Genomic DNA, 25176 nt, shown 5'->3' with positions numbered 1-25176 from the left:
CCCTATATTAGGCCAATAATTCTCCTCGATGAAGCGAGGAGGTAAATTATGAAGAGGTCTACCGCACGTCAGTTTTATCAGCAGTACTTTTCAGCGACAAAAGGAACGTCCTGGCTGGCCCGCCAGTGTGCAGAGCAACGGCTGAAAACGTTAGAAGAATTGATGCAGTGGGACGTTACAACACCGACCTCTTCCCGCTAACTCGCCTCGATCATGTGTGACTGAGTATTGGTGCTTATCACCCGCCAGCAAAATGTTTTTGCTGGCTTTTTTCGTTTATTCTTTCACCCGGTTTCGATTCGCTTTCACAAGGACTTGCGCATGCTCTGGTTGATGACGATGGGGCGACGCCTGAACGGCGTGTATGCCGCTTTTATGCTGGTGGCCTTTATGATGGGCGTGGCGGGGGCGCTACAGGCACCGACGCTGAGCCTGTTTCTCAGCCGCGAGGTGGGGGCACAGCCGTTTTGGGTCGGCCTGTTTTATACCGTCAACGCCATTGCCGGGATCCTGGTCAGTCTCGCGCTGGCGAAACGATCGGACAGCCAGGGCGATCGCCGCAAGCTGATCCTCTTTTGCTGTGCCATGGCCGTGGGCAACGCGCTGCTCTTTGCTTTCAACCGTCATTACCTGACGCTGATCACCTGCGGCGTGCTGCTGGCGTCGCTGGCGAACACCGCCATGCCGCAGCTGTTCGCGCTGGCCCGTGAATATGCGGATAACTCGGCGCGGGAAGTGGTGATGTTCAGCTCGGTGATGCGTGCCCAGCTCTCGCTGGCGTGGGTCATTGGCCCGCCGCTGGCCTTCATGCTGGCGTTGAACTACGGCTTTACCACCATGTTTTCCATAGCCGCCGGGATTTTTGTCATCAGTCTGGTATTGATTGCCTTCGCGCTGCCGTCCGTGGCGCGTGTCGAACAGACGACGGATAAACCTGTCACCGAGGTGAGCGGCTGGCAGGACAAAAACGTCCGCATGCTGTTTATTGCCTCCACGCTGATGTGGACCTGCAACACCATGTACATCATCGATATGCCGCTGTGGATCAGCAGCGATCTGGGCCTGCCGGACAAGCTTGCGGGGATCTTAATGGGGACCGCTGCCGGGCTGGAAATTCCGGCGATGATTCTGGCGGGTTACTACGTTAAGCGCTTTGGAAAGCGTCGGATGATGATCGTCGCCGTGGCGGCCGGGGTGCTGTTCTACGTGGGGCTGATCCTTTTCCATTCGCGTGAAGCGTTGCTGGCGCTGCAGCTGTTTAACGCCGTGTTTATCGGGATTGTTGCCGGGATCGGCATGCTCTGGTTTCAGGACCTCATGCCCGGCCGTGCAGGATCGGCGACCACGCTTTTTACCAACAGCATTTCAACCGGAGTGATTCTGGCTGGCGTGATTCAGGGGGCGCTGGCGCAAAGCTATGGGCATGCGTCTGTCTACTGGATGATTGCGGCGATCTCTGTCGTGACGCTTCTGCTGACCTGCCGCGTAAAAGACGTGTGATCGGATGAATAAAACGGAGCCCGGAAACGCCGGGCTCTGCGAACCCTTTATTCTGAATACTGATATTTACGCTGCGCGCGCAGCGTCAGGTACATATGAACGAGGCCCATGAAGCCGTGTGCCCAGAAATATGTCTCAATAAAGACCGTCAGGAATTTATGCAAATATAAGGCGGATTCCGTGACGGGCGACACGGGCCCGAGCGTGGCGTTTAGCACGAACCAGGCCGCGCCGCAGAGTGCCACGCCCAGTAGCGCCAGCACGCCCAGACCTTGCACCGTTGCCGCCATTCCGCCGGCATGCGCGTCAGGAAGCTGACGCTGCGCGAGGGTGCGAATATCGTCAACGATTCCGCGAAAATCCAGCGCCAGCCAGGCGAAGTAATATTTGAATCCGCGCTGGGTTAACATCCATGCCATCATGGCAATGCCACAAAAAATTAAACCAAATCCGGAGATAACATGCATCCAGGTGACAATTCCGTTCAGCCCGGATTCGTGGAGGGCTTCACTTTCGGTGAAATTAGAATTGATGATCTGGACCAGCACCAGAACGGCCACAAGAATGTGCAGTACGCGAAGAAAAGGCGTTTCTTTATGGGGAAGCGTATTGCGTAGTGTTGGGTTCATCGCTTTTTACCTCAATAATGAGAGAGCTGATGCGATGCAGTGTGACGCAGATTAATTAACGAAACCTTAACGATGGGGTGCGTCACACTGTATTTATGCGTTCAGATTAGTGGGCAGGATCAATATGCGTCATCACATTCAGCACATTGAATTTTTGCATCACGTTGTTTCTGGCATTGACGGCAATCTGATGTCCTTCTTTTACGCTTAATTCGCCGTTAACTTCCAGATGAACATCGACAAGGGCTAAATCGCCCATCTTGCGGGTTTTTAAATCATGGAGCCCGGTGACGCCCTCGGTTGCGAGAAGACACGTTTTGATGTCGTGCTCCAGCTCGGGTTCAAGCGAACGGTCCATCAGGTCGTGCAGGGCATCGGCAGAGAATTTGTAACCCATATGGGCGATGAAAATCCCGACAATCAGGGCCGCAATCAGGTCCATCGCGTGAAAACCCACTAAATTCCCGGCAATGCCGATGGCGACAACCACTGACGAGGCTGCGTCAGAGCGGGCATGCCAGGCATTGGCTACCAGCAGCGAGGACTGAATACGTTTTCCCGTGGCAAACATGTATCTGAACAGACTTTCCTTCACCACCAACGCCAGTATTGCCACCCACAAAGCGGCCCCTTTCACCAGTTGATGCGTCTCGGGGTGAAGCAGTTTATTTCCTGCGGACCAGAGCATCCCAACCCCCACAAGCAGCAGAATAGCGCCAATAATGAGCTTTGCACCGTTTTCGAAACGCAGATGACCGTAATGGTGATCAATATCAGAGGCTTTGTGACTCTTTTTATTCGCAATCAGAACGACAAAATCAGAGGATAAATCGGAAAGAGAATGAATCCCATCAGCAATTAATCCTTGTGAACCGGAGAATATTCCTGCAACTATCTGAAAGCCGGTGAGTAAACTATTTGTTATCACGCTCACTAATGTGCATTTTTGTATTTCCCGAGAACGGAGATGAGACTCATTGCCATTTTTCTTTTCCATGATAATTTCCGCTGCCAACTGATTGAGCGATTATTCTGCGCAGAGAACATTAAATTGACATTAAATATAACGTCATTATTGGCTGGATTGGGGAAGTATTTACAGAAGGAGGGCAGTATCGTGATAAAACGCGGCCTGCAGAGTGCGCTGCAGGCCGGAGGGTTATTTCATAAATGCAGGTTGTTTTTGTTCGTAAGTGGCAATCGCCGCTTCGTGCTGGAGAGTTAAACCAATGCTGTCCAGACCATTCAGCATGCAGTGACGGCGGAACGTATCAATGCTGAAGCTGTAGAGCTTATCCCCGGCTTTCACCACTTCGGCTTCCAGATCCACTTCAAACGAAATGCCCGGATTCGCCTTAACCAGCGCGAACAATTCATCGACCTGTTCATCGCTCAGCGTCACCGGCAGAAGCTGGTTGTTGAAGCTGTTGCCGTAAAAAATATCCGCGAAGCTTGGGGCAATGACCACTTTAAACCCGTAGTCGGTGAGCGCCCACGGCGCGTGTTCACGGGATGAGCCGCAGCCAAAGTTTTCCCGCGCCAGTAAAATGGAGGCGCCTTTGTATTCCGGGAAGTTCAGAACGAATTCCGGATTAGGCACTTCGCCCTTATCGTCCAGGAAACGCCAGTCGTTAAACAGATGTGCGCCAAAACCGGTACGCGTCACCTTCTGCAGAAACTGTTTCGGAATAATAGCGTCAGTATCAACGTTAGCGGCGTCCAGTGGGACAACCCGGCCCGTATGTTGGGTAAATTTCTCTGCCATGATTGTCTCCTTATTTCAGGCTGCGAATATCGGCGAAATGGCCGGTGACTGCCGCAGCGGCGGCCATTGCCGGGCTGACCAGATGGGTGCGCCCACCGCGGCCCTGACGGCCTTCAAAGTTACGGTTGCTGGTAGAGGCGCAGCGCTCACCCGGATTCAGGCGGTCATTGTTCATGGCCAGGCACATGGAGCAGCCAGGCAGGCGCCACTCGAAGCCCGCTTCGATAAAGATCTTATCCAGACCTTCGGCTTCCGCCTGGGCCTTCACCGGACCGGAGCCTGGAACCACCAGCGCCTGCACGCCTGGCGCCACTTTGCGGCCTTTGGCAATTTCGGCAGCGGCACGCAAATCTTCGATACGGGAGTTGGTGCAGGAACCGATAAAGACTTTATCAATGGCGACATCGGTCAACGGCACGCCGGGTTTCAGCCCCATATAGGCCAGCGCTTTTTCCGCACTGGCGCGCTCGACCGGATCGGCGAAGGAGGCTGGATCGGGAATGGCGTCATTGACGGAAATCACCTGGCCCGGGTTGGTGCCCCAGGTCACCTGAGGCGCAATCTCTTCAGCCTGCAGTGTGACAACGGTATCAAACGTTGCCCCATCGTCGGTTTTCAGGGTTTTCCAGTACGCGACCGCGTCGTCAAAATTCTGACCTTTCGGCGCGTGCAGACGACCCTTCACATAGTTGAAGGTGGTTTCGTCCGGGGCGACCAGACCGGCTTTTGCGCCCATCTCAATGGCCATATTGCACAGGGTCATGCGTCCCTCCATGCTCAGCGCCTGGATGGCTTCACCGCAGAATTCAACAACATGACCGGTGCCGCCTGCGCTGCCGGTTTTACCGATGATGGCCAGCACGATGTCTTTTGCGGTAATACCCGGTGCGGCTTTACCCTTCACTTCAATCTTCATGGTTTTGGCGCGGCCCTGTTTCAGGGTCTGCGTTGCCAGCACGTGTTCCACTTCGGACGTGCCAATCCCGAATGCCAGAGCGCCAAACGCGCCGTGGGTCGCGGTATGGGAGTCACCGCAGACGATGGTCATGCCCGGCAGGGTGATCCCTTGCTCAGGCCCCATCACGTGGACGATGCCCTGATACGGATGGTTCAGGTCGTACAGCTCAACGCCAAATTCATTGCAGTTCTTAATCAGCTCCTGCATCTGGATACGCGCCATCTCACCCGAGGCATTAATGTCTTTGGTCTGGGTGGAAACGTTGTGATCCATCGTCGCGAAGGTTTTACCCGGCTGACGTACCGGACGCTTGTGCGCGCGCAGGCCGTCAAATGCCTGAGGAGAGGTCACTTCGTGTACCAGATGACGATCGATGTACAGCAGCGGGGTTTCGTTTGGTGCCTCGTAAACAACGTGCGCATCAAACAACTTTTCATATAACGTCTTAGCCATGATTACACCCCTTCAGCGACATAGCGGGCAATAATGTCGCCCATTTCATCGGTACTGACTGCCGCCGTGCCGCGTGCTAAATCGCCGGTACGGACGCCTTCTTCTAACGCCCGGTTAATGGCGTTCTCAATTGCGGTTGCCGCATCGCCTGCATCCAGACTGTAGCGCAGCAGCAGGGCCAGGGAGAGGATCTGCGCAATCGGGTTGGCAATGTTCTTGCCTGCGATATCCGGCGCGGAGCCGCCCGCAGGCTCGTACAGGCCAAAGCCTTCTTCATTCAGGCTTGCGGAGGGCAGCATGCCCATGGAGCCGGTGATCATCGCGCACTCATCCGAGAGAATATCGCCGAACAGGTTGGAGCACAGCAGCACGTCAAACTGGGACGGATCTTTAATCAGCTGCATCGTCGCGTTGTCGATGTACATGTGTGACAGCGCGACGTCCGGGTACTGCTTAGCGACTTCACTGACGATCTCGCGCCACAAAATGGAGGACTGCAGCACGTTCGCTTTATCAATGGAGGTCACTTTATGGCGGCGTTTACGCGCCGACTCGAACGCGATGTGGGCGATACGTTCGATTTCGAAACGGTGATACACCTCGGTGTCGAATGCTTTCTCGTGTTGTCCGCTGCCTTCGCGTCCTTTTGGTTGACCAAAATAGATCCCGCCGGTCAGTTCACGCACGCACAGAATGTCGAAACCGTTGGCGGCGATATCCGCGCGCAGCGGGCAGAACTCTTCCAGACCCTGATACAGCTTCGCCGGACGCAGATTGCTGAACAGCTTGAAATGTTTACGCAGCGGCAGCAGCGCGCCGCGTTCTGGCTGCTCTGCTGGCGGCAGGTGTTCCCATTTCGGGCCACCGACGGAACCAAACAGCACGGCATCGGCATTTTCGCAGCCTTCCACAGTTGCTTTCGGCAGCGGTGTACCGTGGTTATCAATCGCAATACCGCCCACGTCGTAGTGGCTGGTGGTGATTTTCATCGCAAAACGCGCGCGAACGGCTTCCAGTACTTTCAGCGCCTGTGCCATCACTTCCGGGCCAATACCGTCGCCCGGTAACACAGCAATATGGTAATTCTTCGACATTACACGGTTTCCTTGTTGTTCTCGTTATTCTGAGCTTTGCGTTGCAACTCTTTTTCGACTTCGGCGGCGCGCCAGATGTTGTTCAGAACATGCACCATCGCTTTCGCGGAGGATTCAACGATATCGGTCGCCAGGCCCACACCGTGGAAGCGGCGGCCGTTGTGGGTCACAACAATGTCGACCTGACCCAGCGCATCTTTGCCGTGACCCTTGGCCGTCAGGTCATACTTCACCAGCTCAACGTCGTACTCGGTGACGCGGTTAATCGCCTGGTAGATGGCATCGACAGGGCCGTTACCGTTCGCGGCCTCTGCTTTAATTTCATCACCGCAGGCCAGTTTGACCGAGGCGGTGGCGATGTCGCTGGAGCCGGACTGCACGTTGAAGTAATCCAGACGGAAGTGCTCGGGCTCTTCCTGCTGCTTGTTAATAAAGGCCAGCGCTTCCAGGTCATAGTCGAACACCTGACCTTTTTTGTCGGCCAGTTTCAGGAACGCGTCGTACAGCTGATCCATGTTGTAATCGCTGTCCTTATAACCCATCTCTTCCATGCGGTGTTTAACCGCTGCGCGACCGGAACGGGAGGTCAGGTTCAACTGCACCTGGTTCAGGCCGATGGATTCCGGGGTCATGATTTCGTAGTTTTCACGATTCTTCAGGACGCCATCCTGGTGAATACCGGAGGAGTGCGCGAAGGCGCCAGTGCCGACAATCGCTTTGTTAGCCGGAATGGGCATGTTGCAAATCTGGCTGACGGTCTGGCTGGTGCGCCAGATTTCGTTGTGATTGATGCGGGTGTGTACGTCCATGATGTCTTTGCGCACTTTGATCGCCATGATCACTTCTTCCAGCGAACAGTTGCCCGCGCGTTCACCGATGCCGTTCATCGCACCTTCTACCTGGCGCGCCCCGGCATGGACTGCAGCGATGGCATTGCCCACGGCCAGACCCAAATCATCGTGGGTGTGGACGGAGATAATCGCTTTATCAATATTCGGTACGCGGTCATACAGGCCGGTGATGATGTTGGAGAACTCAAACGGCATGGTGTAGCCGACGGTGTCCGGGATGTTGATGGTTTTCGCGCCCGCGCTGATGGCGGCTTCCACAACGCGCGCCAAATCGTCGATTGGCGTACGGCCCGCATCTTCACAGGAGAATTCAACGTCATCGGTATAGTTGCGTGCACGCTTAACCATGTACACCGCGCGCTCAATCACCTCATCCAGCGTGCTGCGCAACTTGGTTGCGATGTGCATAGGCGAGGTCGCAATAAAAGTGTGGATACGGAACGCTTCGGCGACTTTCAGCGACTCGGCGGCGACGTCGATATCTTTCTCTACGCAGCGCGCCAGGGCACACACGCGGCTGTTTTTAATGGTGCGAGCGATAGTCTGGACGGATTCGAAATCACCCGGAGACGAGACCGGGAAACCGACCTCCATCACGTCGACACCCATACGTTCGAGAGCCAGCGCGATCTGCAGTTTCTCTTTTACACTCAGGCTTGCCTGTAATGCCTGTTCACCGTCACGTAAAGTAGTATCGAAAATAATGACTTGCTGGCTCATGGGTTAGGTCCTTGTCAGTCTTAGGGCGCCTTGCTACGAGCATAAAAAAACCCGCGCAGTGGCGCGGGTTTTAGTCTTACTGGTGACGATTCAACGCTGAATTTCGCCCGCCAGTCTACCGCGCACAGTGAATGCGTTTAGTAGTAGTAGACCGGTGAAACAAATGGTGCGAATCATGAATCGTGCTCCGTTAAATTCAATATGCTTTTAGTGGTACTGGATACGGCCGTTCATGTCAACCCCTGACGATGAAAACGGGCCCGACAGACAGAATCGACAGGGTATTCACTTTAGCTAATTGTGCTGGTTTTAGCTTTTGCGACCCGACTAATTGTCTAATTTTGGACTTAAGAAAAGAGTTGCAGAAACAAATAAATATAATTTTTTAAAAATGAGTGAAATGTCTTGCAGAGGATGCTTTGTGCTTAAAGGGGTTTGATATCATTAAGTTATAAATACAGTGAATCTATTCCAGAACGCTGAAGAGCGAACGGAAATAACAGGTTGTTAACTAACTGTAGGGCGGTGGCGATAACAGTTTAATAATACTTAAGTCATCATTAACCTGATGGAAATTGTATATTTGTTTGGTTTATGGTTTCATTCAAATCCTAAAGTCAAACATATCATTTGCGCTCATTAATTTTCGTTAATATAGAGTCTTTATATATTCCGAATTTTAAATAATTTTCTTTCGCTGATCGTATTTGCATGATAAATCATATTTTTCGAGATTATTACCGTACGATGGCAAAGGGAGTGTAGCGTGACAGTGGAGTCAGAAGTGCCAGAAAATAATATTAAACAACCTCAAGCTACTGATGGGATTAAACCGCAGTTACGCACGGTGGATCTTAATCTTCTGACGGTGTTTGATGCGGTCATGCAGGAACAGAATATTACCCGGGCGGCCCAAACGTTGGGGATGTCACAACCTGCCGTGAGTAATGCCGTCGCCAGACTTAAGGTCATGTTTAACGACGAATTATTTGTTCGCTACGGAAGAGGGATCCAGCCTACGGCGCGCGCATTCCAGCTGTTTGGCTCCATTCGGCAGGCGTTGCAGTTGGTACAAAATGAGCTGCCGGGGTCGGGCTTTGAACCCTTAAGCAGCGAGCGTGTATTCCATCTTTGTGTCTGTAGCCCATTAGATAATTATTTAACGTCGATTATTTATAATAAAGTTGAAGAGATCGCACCCAATATCAATCTGGTTTTTAAATCATCCCTGAATCAAAACACGGAACATCAGTTACGCTATCAGGAGATCGAATTCGTTCTGGGATATGAAGAGTTCCGTCGTCCAGAATTTTCCTGCGTGCCGCTGTTTAAAGATGAAATGGTTCTGGTCGCCAGTAAAAAACATCCGCGCCTGAATTCTCCGCTGCGAGAAAGCGATGTTTATAACGAGCAGCACGCCGTTGTTGCGCTCGACAGATATGCGTCCTTTAGCCTGCCGTGGTATGACACTGCGGATAAACAGGCTAGCGTGGCTTATCAGGGCATGGCCATGGTTAGCGTATTAAACGTGGTCTCCCAGACACAGCTGGTGGCGATTGCGCCGCGCTGGCTGGCAGAAGAGTTTTCTGACACTTTAAATCTGCAAGTTTTGCCTCTGCCGCTCAAGCTAAATAGCCGTACCTGTTATCTTTCCTGGCATGAAGCGGCGGGTCGGGATAAAGGACATCAGTGGATGGAAGAGTTGCTGGTTGGCATCTGTCGGCGGTAAATGCATCAGGGTAAATCGCATCGGTTAATGTGATTTATCCTGAGTTCTTTTAGATAATTGCTATTTTGTTCTGTGGTGCTTTTTTCGGGCTGCTCTCTGGCACGCAAAAATAGATGATTTCCTGTATTGTCGCGCTTTTCAGCGATGATTTATCACCCCATCCTCTATTCCCAGAGGAATTAACCATATCTTCTGTTAACGGCTGCTTTTTCTGCTTTACGCGCCGTTTGTCTCCCCGGGTTTGCTAATTGCCTGCCTCATAACGAGCGGTTAAGGTAAAGAACACTCTGCAAAATATAAGATTGGTTTATCCCAATCGTAAGACGGTGCGGAAATGAATTCGGCAGTCCGTCTATAACAAAATGCCTGGAGGCAAAGCATGGAGATGTTGTCTGGCGCGGAAATGGTCGTTCGGTCGCTGATCGATCAGGGCGTAAAGCAAGTGTTCGGCTACCCTGGCGGTGCGGTCCTCGATATTTATGATGCGCTGCACACGGTAGGGGGCATTGACCATGTTCTGGTACGTCACGAGCAGGCGGCGGTACACATGGCTGACGGCCTGGCACGTGCGACGGGTGAAGTGGGCGTGGTGTTAGTCACGTCCGGTCCCGGTGCGACAAACGCCATTACCGGCATTGCCACGGCCTATATGGACTCTATCCCGCTGGTGATCCTCTCCGGGCAGGTGGCAACCTCACTGATTGGCTACGATGCGTTTCAGGAGTGCGACATGGTCGGGATTTCGCGTCCCGTTGTGAAGCACAGCTTCCTGGTCAAGCAAACAGAAGACATTCCAGGCGTACTGAAAAAAGCCTTCTGGCTGGCGGCAAGTGGACGTCCCGGACCGGTGGTGGTCGATCTACCTAAAGATATCCTGAACCCGGCAAACAAGCTGCCTTATGTCTGGCCGGAATCGGTCAGTATGCGCTCTTATAATCCAACAACGCAGGGGCATAAAGGCCAGATCAAGCGAGCGTTGCAAACGCTGCTGGCAGCCAAAAAACCGGTGGTCTATGTCGGTGGCGGGGCGATCAATTCTGCCTGTGAAGTCCAGCTTCGTGAACTGATTGAAAAACTCAACCTTCCTGTTGCGTCGTCATTGATGGGGCTGGGGGCGTTCCCTGCCACCCATCGTCAGGCGCTGGGTATGCTGGGTATGCACGGTACCTATGAAGCCAACATGACGATGCATCATTCCGATGTCATCTTTGCCGTCGGCGTGCGCTTTGACGATCGCACCACCAACAACCTGGCAAAGTATTGCCCGAACGCCACCGTGCTGCACATTGATATCGATCCTACGTCAATTTCAAAAACGGTGTCGGCTGATGTGCCGATCGTCGGTGATGCCCGTCAGGTTCTGGAGCAAATGCTGGACCTGCTGACCCAGGAGAGTGCAACCCAGCCGCTGGATGAGATCCGCGACTGGTGGCAGCAGATTGAACAGTGGCGGGCGCGTCAGTGCCTGAAATATGACACTCAAAGTGAAAGCATTAAGCCGCAGGCGGTCATCGAAGCGGTGTGGCGACTGACGAAAGGTGAGGCGTACGTGACCTCAGACGTGGGGCAGCACCAGATGTTTGCCGCCCTGTATTACCCGTTTGATAAACCGCGACACTGGATCAACTCCGGTGGTTTAGGAACCATGGGCTTTGGTCTGCCTGCCGCGCTGGGCGTGAAGCTGGCATTGCCGAATGAAACCGTCGTCTGCGTGACCGGAGATGGCAGCATTCAGATGAACATTCAGGAGCTGTCTACCGCACTGCAATATGAACTGCCGGTACTGGTGCTGAACCTGAATAACGGGTATCTCGGTATGGTGAAGCAGTGGCAGGATATGATCTACTCTGGCCGCCATTCTCAGTCATACATGACGTCGCTACCGGATTTTGTTCGTCTTGCTGAAGCTTACGGCCATGTAGGCATGCGGGTGACCGATCCGGCTGAGCTGGAAACGAAGCTCGCACAGGCGCTTGAGCACGTTAAAAACAACCGCCTCGTCTTTATGGATGTGATTGTTGATGGGACCGAGCACGTTTATCCGATGCATATTCGTGGTGGTGGTATGGATGAAATGTGGTTAAGCAAAACGGAGAGAACCTGATATGCGCCGGATATTATCTGTTTTACTGGAAAACGAGTCTGGCGCATTGTCGCGCGTCATTGGCCTTTTTGCGCAGCGCGGCTATAACATTGAAAGCCTGACCGTTGCTCCGACGGAAGACCCCACGCTGTCGCGCATGACGATCCAAACCGTCGGCGATGCCAAAGTGCTTGAGCAAATTGAAAAACAGCTGCATAAGCTGGTCGACGTACTGCGCGTGAGCGAGCTGGGGCAGGGGGCCTACGTTGAACGTGAGGTCATGCTGGTGAAAATCCAGGCCAGTGGATACGGGCGCGATGAAGTCAAACGCAATGCGGATATTTTCCGCGGACAGATTATCGACGTCACGTCTTCTCTTTATACGGTTCAGCTGGTCGGGACAAGCGACAAGCTGGATGCTTTCCTGGCGTCCGTACGGGATGTCGCAAAAATTGTCGAGGTCGCGAGATCGGGTGTCGTGGGTCTGTCACGCGGCGAGAAAATCATGCGTTAGTTGTCAAAAAGGTTCGCCTCTTTCTGCCCGGTCACCAAAGCCGGGCTTTTTTTTGCGTAATCAGCCGACAACGCAGATAAAAGCGGTTGCCGCGAAGGCTTTTCTGCGTTTAGATGTTAAAAGATTTAACCATAACCTTGACAGGGCCATGGACTCTTTTCTTTTTTTAAGGGGCAATTGTGAAACTGGATGAAATCGCCCGGCTAGCCGGCGTGTCACGAACAACGGCCAGCTATGTGATTAACGGTAAAGCAAAGCAGTACCGTGTCAGCGACAAGACCGTTGAAAAAGTTATGGCGGTGGTTCGTGAGCATAACTACCATCCGAATGCTGTCGCAGCCGGTCTGCGTGCCGGGCGTACCCGCTCTATTGGTCTGGTGATCCCTGACCTGGAAAACACCAGCTATACCCGTATCGCCAACTATCTTGAACGTCAGGCGCGCCAGCGCGGCTATCAATTGCTGATTGCCTGCTCGGAAGACCAGCCCGACAACGAGATGCGCTGCATTGAGCATCTGCTCCAGCGCCAGGTGGATGCCATTATCGTGTCGACCTCCTTGCCGCCAGAACATCCGTTCTACCAGCGCTGGGCGAACGACCCGTTCCCAATCGTTGCGCTGGATCGCGCGCTCGATCGCGAGCATTTCACCAGCGTCGTGGGTGCGGATCAGGATGATGCAGAAATGCTGGCCGCAGAGCTGCGCACGTTCCCCGCTGAAACGGTGTTGTATCTTGGCGCGTTGCCCGAGCTTTCTGTGAGCTTCCTGCGTGAGCAGGGATTCAGAACCGCCTGGAAAGACGATCCGCGCGAAGTTCACTACCTCTATGCCAACAGCTACGAACGTGAAGCCGCAGCACAGCTGTTCGAGAAATGGCTGGAAACGCACCCGATGCCTCAGGCGCTGTTCACCACGTCGTTTGCGCTCTTGCAGGGTGTCATGGATGTGACCTTACGCCGCGAAGGTAAACTGCCCTCCGATCTGGCGATTGCCACGTTCGGGGATAACGAGCTGCTCGACTTCCTCCAGTGCCCGGTGCTGGCGGTAGCACAACGTCACCGCGATGTGGCTGAACGTGTGCTTGAGATTGTGCTGGCAAGCCTGGATGAGCCGCGTAAACCGAAGCCGGGCCTGACGCGTATCAAACGTAATCTCTACCATCGCGGAATTTTAAGCCGCCAAAAATGAAATGACTGGGGCGGCGAAATCTGCCCCATTTTGTTGCGATAATTCGCGCAGATAATTCCCGGAGAGAAATTAGGATAATTCTTGAGGGACCATAATCACCTATTTTTCTTAATTCATTCTGGCTTTTAAATTGTCCTTTTAAAGAACGTCTGGGCGATTTTAAACAGCACTCTTTGTATTATTTTGTTACAAACCCTCTTCGGTCGATGAATATTCAGACGTTTTTCCTCCTCCTTTGCCAGCTTACGTGGCAACCGCTGCGTTTACCGCGTGCCTGGGTGAATCTGGCGCTGTTATCCCCTGAGAATCTGTCATAAAATGCTGCCCGCGTCGCAAACTGACACTTTATATTTATCTGCGATGATATTGAGTGAGCTTTAACGCTAGTGTGCATATTCGGTTTTTTTCTTACAAATATTCATAACGTTAATTTTGCCTCGCCAGTTGTGCAGTTATTAACCAGGACTGTTTATCTCTGTAAATAGAGGGCTTTCGAGTCCTTATAGGGAGAGTCCCGGCTTGACAAGCTTTTCACTCGCTCCGTAAACTCCTTTAGGTGGGAATTTGTGGGTTAAAGTGGTGAGGAGGGGTGAGACTGGCATGTTCCGTGGAGCTACGTTAGTCAATCTCGACAGCAAAGGGCGTTTATCGGTACCAACCCGATACCGCGACCAGCTGATTGAGAACGCTGCGGGTCAAATGGTTTGCACCATTGACATTAACTCCCCCTGCCTGCTGCTTTACCCCTTGCCTGAATGGGAAATTATTGAGCAAAAGCTGTCGCGACTGTCGAGCATGAACCCGCAGGAACGCCGCGTGCAGCGGTTGTTATTGGGACATGCCAGTGAATGTCAGATGGATAACGCAGGGCGATTACTGATTGCCCCTGTGTTGCGGCAACATGCCGGTCTGACGAAAGAAGTGATGCTGGTCGGGCAGTTCAACAAGTTTGAACTGTGGGATGAAACGACCTGGTATCAACAGGTCAAGGAAGATATCGACGCTGAGCAGTCTGATTCCGCGACATTATCGGAACGGCTGCAGGACTTGTCTCTATAAATATGATGGAAAATTATAAACATAAAACGGTGTTACTGGACGAGGCCGTTAACGGCCTGAATATTCGTCCGGATGGCATCTACATTGATGGCACGTTTGGTCGCGGTGGTCACTCGCGTTTGATTCTCTCCCAGCTTGGAGAGGAAGGACGTCTGCTGGCAATCGATCGCGATCCGCAGGCAATTGCCGTTGCACAAACCATCAATGACTCACGCTTTTCCATCGTGCATGGACCTTTCTCTGCGCTTGCGGATTATGTTGCTGAGCGCGGCCTGACGGGCAAGATCGACGGGATTCTTCTCGATCTTGGCGTCTCTTCACCCCAACTTGATGATGCAGAACGTGGTTTCTCCTTTATGCGTGATGGTCCGCTGGACATGCGGATGGACCCGACGCGCGGTCAGTCTGCCGCTGAGTGGTTACAGACCGCTGACGAAGCAGATATTGCATGGGTCATCAAAACGTTCGGCGAAGAGCGCTTTGGCAAACGTATTGCGCGCGCCATCGTTGAGCGCAATCGCATTGAGCCAATGACTCGCACCAAAGAGTTGGCCGAGGTGATCGCGGCGGCGACACCGGTGAAGGATAAGCACAAACATCCCGCGACCCGTACCTTCCAGGCGGTTCGCATCTGGGTAAACAGTGAACTGGAGGAAATAGAGCTGGCGCTAAAAAGCTCGCTCGACGTGCTGGCCCCGGGTGGGCGGTTATCCATCATCAGCTTCCATTCGCTGGAAGACCGTATTGTGAAACGCTTTATGCGTGAGCAAAGCCGCGGTCCACAAGTACCAGCGGGGCTGCCGATGACGGAAGAACAACTCAGGAAGCTGGGTGGCCGTCAGTTGCGAGCATTAGGCAAGTTGATGCCGGGCGAAGAAGAAGTGGCAGAGAATCCACGCGCCCGTAGTTCAGTGCTGCGTGTTGCAGAGAGGACGAACGCATGATCGGCAGAGTGACAGAGACCCTAAGCAAAGTTAAGGATTCGTTAGGAAGCAACGAGCGCCATGCCTTGCCTGGCGTGATCGGCGACGATCTTTTGCGGTTTGGGAAACTGCCACTCTGTCTGTTCATTTGCATCATTGTCACGGCAGTTACGGTGGTGACCACTGCCCACCATACACGTTTATTGACTGCGCAACGCGAGCAGATGGTACTGGAACGCGATGCGCTGGATATTGAATGGCGAAATCTGATCCTTGAAGAAAATGCGCTCGGCGATCACAGCCGGGTTGAACGGATCGCAACGGAAAAGCTGCAATTGCAGCATGTTGATCCTTCGCAGGAAAATATCGTAGTACAAAAATAAGGGAAAACGCGACGCATGAAAGCAGCGGCAAAAACGCTAAAACCAAAACGTCAGGAAGAACAGGCCAACTTTATCAGTTGGCGTTTTGCGTTGCTTTGCGGCTGTATTTTACTGGCGCTGGGTTTCCTGCTGGGACGCGTGGCCTGGTTACAAATCGTCGCCCCTGACATGCTGGTACGCCAGGGCGATATGCGCTCTCTGCGCGTCCAGGAAGTGTCGACATCCCGTGGGATGATCACCGACCGCTCGGGTCGTCCGCTGGCGGTGAGCGTGCCGGTGAAGGCTATCTGGGCCGATCCGAAAGAACTGCATGATGCAGGCGGGATCACGCTTGATAACCGCTGGAAGGCGCTTGCGGATGCGCTGAAGATGCCGCTGGACCAGCTAGCTTCACGCGTGAATACGAACCCGAGAGGGCGATTTATCTATCTGGCGCGTCAGGTGAACCCTGACATGGCGGACTACATCAAAAAATTGAAGCTGCCGGGGATCCATCTGCGTGAGGAATCACGTCGTTATTATCCATCCGGCGAAGTGACTGCTCACCTCATTGGCTTTACCAACGTTGATAGCCAGGGGATTGAAGGCGTTGAAAAAAGCTTTGATAAATGGCTCACCGGCCAGCCTGGCGAGCGCATTGTGCGTAAAGACCGCTATGGTCGCGTGATCGAGGATATTTCCTCAACGGACAGCCAGGCCGCACATAACCTTGCGCTGAGTATTGATGAGCGGTTACAGGCGCTGGTTTATCGTGAACTGAACAACGCCGTGGCCTTTAACAAAGCGGAATCGGGCAGTGCCGTGTTAGTCGATGTCAGCACGGGTGAAGTGCTGGCGATGGCCAACAGCCCGTCCTACAACCCTAACAATCTCACCGGTACGCAGAAGGATGTTATGCGTAACCGTACCATCACCGACGTGTTCGAACCGGGTTCGACCGTTAAGCCGATGGTGGTCATGACTGCTCTTCAGCGCGGTATCGTCAATGAAAACACCGTACTGAATACCATTCCTTACCGAATTAACGGTCACGAAATCAAAGACGTGGCGCGCTATAGCGAATTGACCCTGACCGGGGTGTTACAGAAGTCGAGTAACGTCGGTGTTTCAAAGCTGGCGTTAGCGATGCCGTCCTCAGCGTTAGTAGAGACTTACTCACGTTTTGGGCTTGGAAAGGCGACCAATTTGGGGTTGGTCGGAGAACGCAGTGGCTTATATCCTCAAAAACAACGGTGGTCTGACATAGAGAGGGCCACCTTCTCTTTCGGCTACGGGCTAATGGTGACACCGTTACAGTTAGCGCGAGTCTATGCAACGATCGGCAGCTATGGCGTTTATCGTCCGCTGTCGATTACCAAAGTTGATCCACCGGTTCCCGGTGAGCGTATCTTCCCGGAATCGACCGTCCGTACTGTGGTTCATATGATGGAAAGCGTGGCGCTGCCCGGCGGCGGCGGCGTGAAGGCGGCAATCAAAGGTTATCGCATCGCCATCAAGACCGGTACGGCGAAAAAAGTAGGGCCGGACGGCCGCTATATCAACAAATACATTGCCTATACCGCAGGCGTTGCGCCTGCAAGCAATCCGCGTTTTGCGCTGGTGGTCGTGATAAACGATCCACAGGCGGGTAAATACTACGGCGGCGCCGTCTCCGCGCCTGTGTTCGGGGCTATCATGGGCGGCGTGTTACGCACCATGAACATTGAACCAGATGCGCTGGCGACGGGCGAAAAAAGTGAATTTGTAATTAATCAAGGCGAGGGTACAGGTGGCAGATCGTAATTTGCGCGACCTTCTCGCTCCGTGGGTGCCAAATGCACCGGAGCGAGCACTGCGAGAGATGGTACTGGACAGCCGCGTGGCTGCTTCTGGCGATCTTTTTGTGGCGGTGGTCGGTCATCAGGCGGACGGGCGTCGTTATATCCCGCAGGCGATTGCGCAAGGTGTGGCTGCCATTATTGCTGAGGCCAAAGATGAGGCAACCGACGGTGAGATCCGTGAAATGCACGGGGTGCCGGTTATCTATCTCAGCCAGTTAAACGAACGTCTTTCCGCGCTGGCGGGACGTTTTTATCACGAACCTTCCGACCAGCTGCGTCTGGTTGGCGTGACGGGCACGAACGGTAAAACCACTACCACGCAGCTGATGGCGCAGTGGGCCCAGCTGCTGGGTGAAACCGGTGCGGTGATGGGGACCGTGGGTAACGGCCTGCTCGGCAAAGTGAGCCCGACGGAAAACACCACCGGCTCGGCGGTAGACGTACAGCATGTGCTGGCCGGTCTGGCAGGGCAGGGGGCAACCTTTGCGGCGATGGAAGTCTCTTCGCACGGTCTGGTACAGCACCGCGTCGCGGCGCTGAAATTTGCTGCTTCAGTGTTTACCAATCTGAGCCGCGATCATCTTGATTACCATGGTGATATGGAGCACTACGAAGCCGCGAAATGGCTGCTGTTCTCTACTCACCATTACGGACAAGCCGTCATCAACGCCGACGACGAAGTGGGCCGCCGCTGGCTGGCGAAGCTGCCGGATGCGGTTGCGGTGTCGATGGAAGACCATATCAATCCGAACTGCCACGGCCGCTGGCTGAAGGCGGTTGAGGTGAATTATCACGACAGCGGGGCGACAATCCGCTTTGCCTCTTCCTGGGGGGAAGGTGAAATTGAAAGCCGCCTGATGGGCGCCTTTAACGTCAGCAACCTGCTGCTGGCGCTGGCGACGCTGCTGGCGCTGGGTTATCCGATGGCTGAACTGCTGAAAACCTCAGCGCGTCTGCAGCCGGTTTGTGGCCGTATGGAAGTGTTCAGCGCGCCGGGCAAACCGACCGTTGTGGTTGATTATGCCCACACGCCGGATGCGCTGGAAAAAGCGCTGGAAGCGGCACGCCTGCACTGCGCCGGTAAGCTCTGGTGCGTGTTTGGCTGCGGCGGCGATCGCGATAAAGGCAAGCGTCCATTGATGGGCGCCATTGCAGAACAGTTCGCGGATATCCCGGTTGTCACCGATGACAACCCGCGTACGGAAGAGCCGCGCGCCATCATTAATGACATTCTGGCGGGCATGCTCGACGCGGGCCGCGCTCGCGTGGTGGAAGGCCGTGCGGAAGCCGTGACTAACACCATCATGCAGGCTCAGGAGAATGATGTTGTCCTGCTGGCGGGTAAAGGCCATGAAGATTATCAGATCGTTGGCAATCGCCGTCTGGACTACTCGGACCGCGTAACGGCAGCACGTCTGCTGGGAGTCGTGGCATGATTAGCATCACGTTAAGCCAGGCCGCTGCAATCCTGCAGGGCGAACTGCACGGGCAAGACCTGACGATTGATGCCGTGACGACGGACACTCGCAAAATCACTGCAGGCTGTCTGTTTGTGGCGCTTAAAGGCGAGCGTTTTGACGCGCATGATTTTGCTGAACAGGCCAAAGAGAACGGCGCTGGTGCGCTGCTGGTCAGCCGCCAGCTCGATATCGATCTGCCGCAAATTGTGGTGAAAGATACGCGTCTCGCGTTCGGTGAGTTGGCCGCCTGGGTTCGTCAGCAGGTCCCTACTCGCGTTGTCGCCTTGACCGGGTCATCAGGCAAGACGTCGGTAAAAGAGATGACGGCGGCGATCCTCAGCCAGTGCGGTAATACGCTTTATACCGCGGGCAACCTCAATAATGACATCGGCGTGCCGATGACATTACTCCGCCTGACCAAAGAGCATGAATTTGCGGTGATCGAGTTAGGGGCAAACCACCAGGGCGAAATCGCCTGGACCGTGAGTCTGACTCGCCCGGAAGCCGCGCTGGTGAATAACCTCGCGGCTGCGCATCTGGAAGGCTTTGGCTCGCTGGAAGGTGTAGCGAAAGCCAAAGGTGAGATTTACACCGGCCTGCCGGATGACGGTATCGCCATTCTGAACGCCGACAACAACGACTGGCTGAACTGGCAGAGCATCATTGGTTCGCGTAAAACCTGGCGCTTCTCGCCGAATGCGGCCAACAGTGATTTTACCGCGACCAATATCCATGTGACGTCGCACGGCACGGAGTTCACCCTCACCACCCCAACGGGTGGCGTCGAGGTACTGTTGCCACTGCCGGGTCGCCATAACATCGCTAATGCGCTTGCCGCGGCGGCGTTGTCGACGGCGGTGGGCGCGTCGCATGAAGCGATTAAAACCGGGCTAGCGAACCTGAAAGCCGTGCCGGGGCGCCTGTTCCCGATTCAGCTTTCGGAAAACAAGCTGCTGCTGGATGACTCCTACAACGCGAACGTTGGCTCGATGACGGCGGCGGTACAGGTGTTATCTGACATGCCGGGCTACCGAATCATGGTGGTTGGCGATATGGCAGAGTTGGGCGACGAAAGCGAAGCCTGTCATACCCAGGTCGGTGAAGCGGCGAAAGCAGCGGGGCTGAACTGTGTACTGAGCGCAGGAAAACTGAGCCAGGCGATTAGCCATGCCAGCGGCGTTGGCGAGCATTTTGCTGACAAAGCCGCGTTGATAGAGCGCCTTAAAGCGTTGATTACAGAAAAACAAATTGTGACTGTGTTAGTGAAAGGTTCACGTAGTGCCGCCATGGAAGAGGTTGTGCACGCATTACAGGAGAACGGGACATGTTAGTTTGGCTGGCCGAACATTTGGTCAAATATTATTCAGGCTTTAACGTCTTTTCGTATCTGACGTTTCGCGCCATCGTCAGCCTGCTGACTGCGCTGTTCATCTCGTTGTGGATGGGCCCGCGCATGATTGCCCGTCTGCAAAAACTCTCTTTCGGCCAGGTTGTGCGTAACGACGGTCCGGAATCGCACTTCAGCAAACGCGGCACGCCGACCATGGGCGGAATCATGATCCTGACCGCCATCGTCGTTTCCGTGCTGCTGTGGGCGTATCCCTCCAACCCGTACGTGTGGTGCGTTCTGACGGTACTGGTGGGTTACGGAATCATTGGTTTTGTTGATGATTACCGCAAAGTCGTTCGTAAAGATACTAAGGGCCTGATCGCGCGCTGGAAATATTTCTGGATGTCGGTGATCGCGCTGGGCGTGGCTTTCGCGCTGTATCTGGCTGGGAAAGACACGCCAGCTACCGAGCTGGTCGTGCCGTTCTTTAAGGACGTGATGCCACAGCTGGGGCTGTTCTACATCCTGCTGGCCTACTTTGTGATTGTCGGTACTGGCAACGCCGTTAACCTGACCGACGGTCTGGATGGCCTGGCCATTATGCCAACCGTCTTTGTGGCCGCTGGTTTTGCGCTGGTGGCGTGGGCGACCGGTAACATGAACTTTGCGAACTACCTGCACATCCCTTATCTGCGTCATGCGGGTGAGCTGGTGATCGTCTGTACGGCGATTGTCGGTGCGGGGCTGGGCTTCCTGTGGTTCAACACCTATCCGGCGCAGGTCTTTATGGGTGACGTCGGTTCTCTGGCTTTGGGCGGTGCGCTCGGCATTATCGCCGTACTGCTGCGTCAGGAGTTCCTGCTGGTAATCATGGGCGGCGTGTTTGTGGTTGAAACCCTGTCGGTGATTTTGCAGGTCGGTTCCTTCAAGCTGCGCGGTCAGCGCATCTTCCGTATGGCGCCGATTCACCACCACTATGAACTGAAAGGCTGGCCGGAGCCGCGCGTGATTGTGCGCTTCTGGATTATTTCGCTGATGCTGGTGCTGATTGGCCTGGCAACGCTGAAGGTACGTTAATCATGGCAGATTACCAGGGCAAAAAAGTCGTTATCATCGGGTTGGGCCTCACGGGGCTCTCCTGCGTGGACTTTTTCCTCGCGCGCGGCGTGACGCCACGCGTGATGGATACGCGTGTCTCTCCGCCGGGTCTGGACAAACTGCCGGAACAGGTTGAACGCCACCTTGGTGGTCTGAATGATGACTGGCTGCTGGCAGCCGATCTGATTGTCGCCAGCCCGGGGATGGCGCTGGCGCACCCTTCGCTGAGCGCTGCCGCGGATGCGGGCGTTAAGATTGTCGGCGATATCGAGCTGTTCTGCCGCGAAGCGCAGGCGCCCGTTATCGCGATTACCGGTTCTAACGGCAAAAGCACCGTCACCACCCTGGTGGGTGAAATGGCGAAAGCAGCGGGCGTGAACGTTGGCGTTGGCGGTAATATTGGTTTGCCGGCGCTGATGCTGCTGGACAAAGGCTGCGAGCTGTATGTTCTCGAGCTTTCCAGCTTCCAGCTGGAAACGACCTCCAGCCTGCATGCTGCGGCTGCGACGATCCTCAACGTGACTGAAGATCATATGGACAGGTATCCATTTGGTCTGCAGCAGTACCGTGCCGCTAAGCTGCGCGTTTATGAAAATGCCAAAGTCTGCGTGGTTAACGCCGATGATGCGCTGACCATGCCGGTGCGTGGCGCAGACGATCGCTGTATTAGCTTCGGTATTACCATGGGTGATTACCACCTGAACCGCCAGCTGGGCGAAACCTGGCTGCGCGTGAAAGGCGAGAAAGTGCTGAACGTGAAAGAGATGAAGCTCACAGGTCAGCACAACTATACCAATGCCCTGGCGGCGCTGGCGCTGGCAGATGCAGTAGGACTGCCGCGCTCCTCCAGCCTGAAAGCGTTAACCACGTTTTCTGGTCTGGCACACCGTTTCCAGCTGGCGCTGGAGCACAACGGCGTGCGCTGGATCAACGACTCCAAAGCCACCAACGTGGGAAGCACGGAGGCCGCGCTGAACGGCCTGCACGTTGACGGCACCCTGCATTTGCTGCTGGGTGGCGACGGTAAATCAGCTGATTTCTCCTCCCTGAAACCGTATCTCTGTGGAGATAACGTCCGTCTGTACTGCTTTGGCCGTGACGGCAGCGAGCTGGCTGAACTGCGCCCTGAGGTTGCCGAGCAAACCGAAACCATGGAACAGGCGATGCGGCTGATTGCTCCTCGCGTGAAGCCAGGTGATATGGTGCTGCTCTCTCCGGCCTGTGCCAGCCTCGATCAATTCAAGAATTTCGAACAGCGTGGTGATGTCTTTACCCGCCTGGCGAAGGAGTTAGGCTGATGCGTTTATCTTTCCCTCGCCTGAAAATGCCGCGCCTGCCAGGATTTGGGATCCTGTCATGGTTGTTTGCGGCACTCAAAGGCTGGGTGATGGGCTCTCGTCAAAAAGATAACGACAGCCTGATCATGTATGACCGCACGCTGTTCTGGCTCACGATGGGGCTGGCGGCGGTCGGCTTTATTATGGTGACGTCAGCCTCAATGCCTGTCGGGCAGCGTCTGGCGAACGATCCTTTCCTGTTTGCCAAGCGTGATGGTCTTTACATCATCCTGGCGTTTTGTCTGGCGCTGGTGACCTTGCGTCTGCCAATGGAGTTCTGGCAGCGGCACAGTACGGCGATGCTGATCGCCTCAATTATTATGCTGCTGATCGTACTGGTAGTGGGGAGCTCTGTTAACGGGGCATCACGCTGGATCGCCTTTGGCCCGCTGCGTATTCAGCCTGCGGAATTTACCAAGCTCTCCCTGTTCTGCTACCTGGCTAACTACCTGGTGCGTAAGGTAGATGAAGTGCGTAACAACCTGCGCGGCTTCTTAAAACCGATGGGCGTGATTTTGGTGCTGGCAGTATTACTGCTGGCGCAGCCTGACCTCGGTACCGTTGTCGTGCTGTTCGTTACCACCCTGGCCATGCTGTTCCTGGCGGGCGCGAAGCTGTGGCAGTTCATCGCTATCATCGGGATGGGGATTTCGGCGGTTGTGCTGCTGATCCTCGCTGAGCCTTACCGTATTCGCCGTGTGACCTCGTTCTGGAACCCGTGGGAAGATCCTTTCGGCAGCGGTTATCAGCTGACGCAGTCGCTGATGGCCTTTGGGCGCGGTGAAGTCTGGGGACAGGGTCTGGGTAACTCGGTACAGAAACTGGAGTATTTACCGGAAGCGCATACTGACTTCATCTTCTCCATTATTGCGGAAGAACTGGGTTATATCGGTGTGGTATTAGCGCTATTAATGGTATTCTTCGTCGCTTTCCGCGCCATGTCCATCGGCCGGAAAGCGCTGGAGATCGATCACCGCTTCTCAGGCTTCTTAGCCTGCTCAATTGGTATCTGGTTTAGCTTCCAGGCATTGGTTAACGTCGGGGCCGCAGCGGGTATGCTGCCGACCAAAGGTCTGACGTTGCCGTTGATCAGTTATGGTGGTTCCAGCCTGTTGATTATGTCGACGGCCATCATGTTTTTGTTACGCATAGATTATGAAACGCGTCTGGAAAAAGCCCAGGCGTTTACACGAGGTTCACGATGAATCAACCGAAGCGGTTAATGGTGATGGCAGGCGGTACCGGCGGGCACGTGTTCCCGGGGCTGGCGGTTGCGCACCATTTAATGGATCAGGGCTGGCAGGTACGCTGGCTGGGAACCGCAGACCGCATGGAAGCCGATCTGGTACCGAAGCACGGTATCGAGATCGACTTTATTCGTATTTCCGGCCTTCGGGGCAAAGGCCTCAAGGCAATGCTGCTGGCACCAGTGCGTATTTTTAACGCCTGGCGTCAGGCCCGCACCATCATGAAGCGCTTTAAGCCAGATGTGGTGCTGGGCATGGGCGGCTATGTCTCTGGTCCTGGTGGGCTTGCGGCGTGGTCGTTAGGTATTCCCGTTGTGCTGCATGAGCAGAATGGTATTGCCGGTCTGACCAACAAGTGGCTGGCGAAAATTGCCACCAAAGTCATGCAGGCGTTTCCCGGCGCGTTCCCGAAAGCGGACGTGGTGGGTAACCCGGTACGTGTGGACGTACTGGCGCTGCCGCTGCCGGACGCTCGTCTGACGGGCCGTGAAGGGCCGGTTCGTGTACTGGTCGTCGGCGGCTCTCAGGGCGCGCGTATTTTAAACCAGACGATGCCGCAGGTTGCCGCAAAGCTGGGGGATGCCGTGACGATCTGGCACCAAAGCGGAAAAGGCGCTCAGCAGACCGTTGAGCAGGCTTACGCCGAGGCGGGGCAGCCACAGCATAAAGTCACCGAGTTTATCGACGATATGGCGGCAGCGTATGCCTGGGCCGATGTCGTGGTCTGTCGCTCAGGCGCGCTGACGGTGAGCGAAATCGCCGCCGCCGGGCTGCCGGCCCTGTTTGTGCCGTTCCAGCACAAAGACAGACAGCAGTACTGGAATGCGCTGCCGCTTGAGAAAGCTGGCGCGGCGAAAATTTTTGAGCAGCCACAATTTACCGCCGACGCGGTCGCCACCACCCTGGCGGGCTGGAACAGAGACGCACTGCTGGAGATGGCGCAACGCGCGCGCGCGACCGCTATCCCGGATGCGACGGAACGGGTGGCAAAAGAAGTGAGCCTGGCAGCCCAGGCTTAACCCTCGCAGCGCGTGTT

The 25176-nt window shown here is 54.6% G+C and carries 23 protein-coding genes; 16 read left to right on the top strand and 7 right to left on the bottom strand.

Features of this window, described 5'->3' with window-relative positions:
* Nucleotides 1-48 precede the first annotated feature (48 nt).
* Together sgrT and FU672_RS13760 are read left to right on the top strand one after the other, a co-directional pair.
* Nucleotides 49-201: a glucose uptake inhibitor SgrT gene (sgrT, locus tag FU672_RS13765; protein WP_148243639.1), complete on the top strand. Its 153-nt coding sequence runs from the start codon at nt 49-51 to the stop codon at nt 199-201.
* A 120-nt stretch (nt 202-321) separates the two neighbouring features.
* Nucleotides 322-1500, top strand: a complete 1179-nt coding sequence (locus FU672_RS13760; protein WP_148243638.1) for a sugar efflux transporter — start codon at nt 322-324, stop codon at nt 1498-1500.
* Nucleotides 1501-1547: 47 nt separating this feature from the next.
* On the opposite strand, the gene FU672_RS13755 is transcribed toward FU672_RS13760, so the two are convergent.
* The 7 genes from FU672_RS13755 to leuL all read right to left on the bottom strand — a co-directional run bounded on the left by FU672_RS13755 (nt 1548) and on the right by leuL (nt 8147).
* Entirely contained in the window at nt 1548-2129 is a 582-nt protein-coding gene (locus FU672_RS13755) for a cytochrome b/b6 domain-containing protein (protein WP_148243637.1), read from the bottom strand.
* Between the two features lie 106 nt (nt 2130-2235).
* Nucleotides 2236-3126 (bottom strand): cation diffusion facilitator family transporter, encoded by an 891-nt coding sequence (locus FU672_RS13750; RefSeq protein ID WP_148243636.1) that lies wholly within the window; start codon nt 3124-3126, stop codon nt 2236-2238.
* 162 nt (nt 3127-3288) lie between these two features.
* Complete coding sequence (leuD, locus tag FU672_RS13745) at nt 3289-3894, bottom strand: 3-isopropylmalate dehydratase small subunit (protein ID WP_148243635.1); 606 nt, start codon at nt 3892-3894, stop codon at nt 3289-3291.
* 10 nt (nt 3895-3904) lie between these two features.
* Complete coding sequence (leuC, locus tag FU672_RS13740) at nt 3905-5305, bottom strand: 3-isopropylmalate dehydratase large subunit (protein WP_148243634.1); 1401 nt, start codon at nt 5303-5305, stop codon at nt 3905-3907.
* A gap of 2 nt (nt 5306-5307) precedes the next feature.
* Nucleotides 5308-6399: a 3-isopropylmalate dehydrogenase gene (leuB, locus tag FU672_RS13735; RefSeq protein ID WP_023310385.1), complete on the bottom strand. Its 1092-nt coding sequence runs from the start codon at nt 6397-6399 to the stop codon at nt 5308-5310.
* Nucleotides 6399-7970, bottom strand: coding sequence for a 2-isopropylmalate synthase (gene leuA / locus FU672_RS13730; protein WP_148243633.1), 1572 nt, complete (start codon nt 7968-7970; stop codon nt 6399-6401). Before leuA ends, leuB begins: the two co-directional genes overlap by 1 nt.
* Before the next feature lie 90 nt (nt 7971-8060).
* Nucleotides 8061-8147 (bottom strand): leu operon leader peptide, encoded by an 87-nt coding sequence (gene leuL / locus FU672_RS25460; protein ID WP_148243744.1) that lies wholly within the window; start codon nt 8145-8147, stop codon nt 8061-8063.
* A 589-nt stretch (nt 8148-8736) separates the two neighbouring features.
* On the opposite strand from leuL, the gene leuO reads away from it, so the two are divergent.
* The 14 genes from leuO (at nt 8737) to murG (ending at nt 25159) form a co-directional block, all read left to right on the top strand.
* The gene (gene leuO / locus FU672_RS13720) at nt 8737-9699 is read left to right on the top strand and encodes a transcriptional regulator LeuO (protein WP_316043729.1); all 963 of its coding nucleotides are present in this window, start codon (nt 8737-8739) and stop codon (nt 9697-9699) included.
* A 379-nt stretch (nt 9700-10078) separates the two neighbouring features.
* Nucleotides 10079-11803: an acetolactate synthase 3 large subunit gene (gene ilvI / locus FU672_RS13715; protein WP_148243632.1), complete on the top strand. Its 1725-nt coding sequence runs from the start codon at nt 10079-10081 to the stop codon at nt 11801-11803.
* A gap of 1 nt (nt 11804) precedes the next feature.
* Complete coding sequence (gene ilvN, locus FU672_RS13710) at nt 11805-12296, top strand: acetolactate synthase small subunit (protein ID WP_148243631.1); 492 nt, start codon at nt 11805-11807, stop codon at nt 12294-12296.
* A 179-nt stretch (nt 12297-12475) separates the two neighbouring features.
* The gene (gene cra, locus FU672_RS13705) at nt 12476-13483 is read left to right on the top strand and encodes a catabolite repressor/activator (RefSeq protein WP_008501993.1); all 1008 of its coding nucleotides are present in this window, start codon (nt 12476-12478) and stop codon (nt 13481-13483) included.
* A gap of 600 nt (nt 13484-14083) precedes the next feature.
* Nucleotides 14084-14542, top strand: coding sequence for a division/cell wall cluster transcriptional repressor MraZ (mraZ, locus tag FU672_RS13700; RefSeq protein ID WP_021240528.1), 459 nt, complete (start codon nt 14084-14086; stop codon nt 14540-14542).
* 2 nt (nt 14543-14544) lie between these two features.
* The gene (gene rsmH, locus FU672_RS13695) at nt 14545-15486 is read left to right on the top strand and encodes a 16S rRNA (cytosine(1402)-N(4))-methyltransferase RsmH (RefSeq protein WP_148243630.1); all 942 of its coding nucleotides are present in this window, start codon (nt 14545-14547) and stop codon (nt 15484-15486) included.
* Complete coding sequence (ftsL, locus tag FU672_RS13690; RefSeq protein WP_008501989.1) at nt 15483-15848, top strand: cell division protein FtsL; 366 nt, start codon at nt 15483-15485, stop codon at nt 15846-15848. The genes rsmH and ftsL overlap by 4 nt, the downstream gene beginning before the upstream one ends.
* Nucleotides 15849-15863: 15 nt before the next feature.
* On the top strand, nt 15864-17630 hold the full coding sequence (ftsI, locus tag FU672_RS13685; RefSeq protein WP_063143344.1) for a peptidoglycan DD-transpeptidase PBP3: 1767 nt from the start codon (nt 15864-15866) through the stop codon (nt 17628-17630).
* The gene (gene murE / locus FU672_RS13680) at nt 17617-19104 is read left to right on the top strand and encodes a UDP-N-acetylmuramoyl-L-alanyl-D-glutamate--2,6-diaminopimelate ligase (protein ID WP_148243629.1); all 1488 of its coding nucleotides are present in this window, start codon (nt 17617-17619) and stop codon (nt 19102-19104) included. The genes ftsI and murE overlap by 14 nt, the downstream gene beginning before the upstream one ends.
* Nucleotides 19101-20459 carry a UDP-N-acetylmuramoyl-tripeptide--D-alanyl-D-alanine ligase gene (murF, locus tag FU672_RS13675; protein WP_148243628.1) on the top strand — a complete coding sequence of 453 codons (1359 nt, stop codon included), beginning with the start codon at nt 19101-19103 and terminating at the stop codon, nt 20457-20459. The genes murE and murF overlap by 4 nt, the downstream gene beginning before the upstream one ends.
* On the top strand, nt 20453-21535 hold the full coding sequence (gene mraY / locus FU672_RS13670) for a phospho-N-acetylmuramoyl-pentapeptide-transferase (RefSeq protein WP_008501985.1): 1083 nt from the start codon (nt 20453-20455) through the stop codon (nt 21533-21535). The genes murF and mraY overlap by 7 nt, the downstream gene beginning before the upstream one ends.
* A 2-nt stretch (nt 21536-21537) precedes the next feature.
* Nucleotides 21538-22854: a UDP-N-acetylmuramoyl-L-alanine--D-glutamate ligase gene (gene murD / locus FU672_RS13665; protein ID WP_148243627.1), complete on the top strand. Its 1317-nt coding sequence runs from the start codon at nt 21538-21540 to the stop codon at nt 22852-22854.
* Nucleotides 22854-24098, top strand: a complete 1245-nt coding sequence (gene ftsW / locus FU672_RS13660; protein ID WP_148243626.1) for a cell division protein FtsW — start codon at nt 22854-22856, stop codon at nt 24096-24098. Before murD ends, ftsW begins: the two co-directional genes overlap by 1 nt.
* Nucleotides 24095-25159 carry an undecaprenyldiphospho-muramoylpentapeptide beta-N-acetylglucosaminyltransferase gene (murG, locus tag FU672_RS13655; protein WP_148243625.1) on the top strand — a complete coding sequence of 355 codons (1065 nt, stop codon included), beginning with the start codon at nt 24095-24097 and terminating at the stop codon, nt 25157-25159. The genes ftsW and murG overlap by 4 nt, the downstream gene beginning before the upstream one ends.
* Nucleotides 25160-25176 lie beyond the last annotated feature (17 nt).

The sequence above is a fragment of the Enterobacter asburiae genome (genome assembly GCF_008080435.1).
GTDB classification, from domain to species: Bacteria; Pseudomonadota; Gammaproteobacteria; order Enterobacterales; family Enterobacteriaceae; genus Enterobacter; species Enterobacter asburiae_C.
The sequence above is the reverse complement of the archived record's forward strand: the minus strand, read 5'-3'. Positions and strand labels throughout refer to the sequence as shown.

Excerpts from the sequence above, each read along its gene's own strand:
- leuB (WP_023310385.1), bottom strand. The coding sequence starts at position 6,399 with ATGTCGAAGAATTACCATATTGCTGTGTTACCGGGCGACGGTATTGGC.
- mraZ (WP_021240528.1), top strand. The coding sequence starts at position 14,084 with ATGTTCCGTGGAGCTACGTTAGTCAATCTCGACAGCAAAGGGCGTTTA.
- murF (WP_148243628.1), top strand. The coding sequence starts at position 19,101 with ATGATTAGCATCACGTTAAGCCAGGCCGCTGCAATCCTGCAGGGCGAA.
- ftsL (WP_008501989.1), top strand. The coding sequence starts at position 15,483 with ATGATCGGCAGAGTGACAGAGACCCTAAGCAAAGTTAAGGATTCGTTA.
- FU672_RS13760 (WP_148243638.1), top strand. The coding sequence starts at position 322 with ATGCTCTGGTTGATGACGATGGGGCGACGCCTGAACGGCGTGTATGCC.
- ilvI (WP_148243632.1), top strand. The coding sequence starts at position 10,079 with ATGGAGATGTTGTCTGGCGCGGAAATGGTCGTTCGGTCGCTGATCGAT.
- murG (WP_148243625.1), top strand. The coding sequence starts at position 24,095 with ATGAATCAACCGAAGCGGTTAATGGTGATGGCAGGCGGTACCGGCGGG.
- FU672_RS13750 (WP_148243636.1), bottom strand. The coding sequence starts at position 3,126 with ATGGAAAAGAAAAATGGCAATGAGTCTCATCTCCGTTCTCGGGAAATA.
- ftsI (WP_063143344.1), top strand. The coding sequence starts at position 15,864 with ATGAAAGCAGCGGCAAAAACGCTAAAACCAAAACGTCAGGAAGAACAG.
- ftsW (WP_148243626.1), top strand. The coding sequence starts at position 22,854 with ATGCGTTTATCTTTCCCTCGCCTGAAAATGCCGCGCCTGCCAGGATTT.
- murD (WP_148243627.1), top strand. The coding sequence starts at position 21,538 with ATGGCAGATTACCAGGGCAAAAAAGTCGTTATCATCGGGTTGGGCCTC.
- leuL (WP_148243744.1), bottom strand. The coding sequence starts at position 8,147 with ATGATTCGCACCATTTGTTTCACCGGTCTACTACTACTAAACGCATTC.
- leuD (WP_148243635.1), bottom strand. The coding sequence starts at position 3,894 with ATGGCAGAGAAATTTACCCAACATACGGGCCGGGTTGTCCCACTGGAC.
- ilvN (WP_148243631.1), top strand. The coding sequence starts at position 11,805 with ATGCGCCGGATATTATCTGTTTTACTGGAAAACGAGTCTGGCGCATTG.
- leuA (WP_148243633.1), bottom strand. The coding sequence starts at position 7,970 with ATGAGCCAGCAAGTCATTATTTTCGATACTACTTTACGTGACGGTGAA.
- sgrT (WP_148243639.1), top strand. The coding sequence starts at position 49 with ATGAAGAGGTCTACCGCACGTCAGTTTTATCAGCAGTACTTTTCAGCG.
- leuC (WP_148243634.1), bottom strand. The coding sequence starts at position 5,305 with ATGGCTAAGACGTTATATGAAAAGTTGTTTGATGCGCACGTTGTTTAC.
- mraY (WP_008501985.1), top strand. The coding sequence starts at position 20,453 with ATGTTAGTTTGGCTGGCCGAACATTTGGTCAAATATTATTCAGGCTTT.
- FU672_RS13755 (WP_148243637.1), bottom strand. The coding sequence starts at position 2,129 with ATGAACCCAACACTACGCAATACGCTTCCCCATAAAGAAACGCCTTTT.
- rsmH (WP_148243630.1), top strand. The coding sequence starts at position 14,545 with ATGATGGAAAATTATAAACATAAAACGGTGTTACTGGACGAGGCCGTT.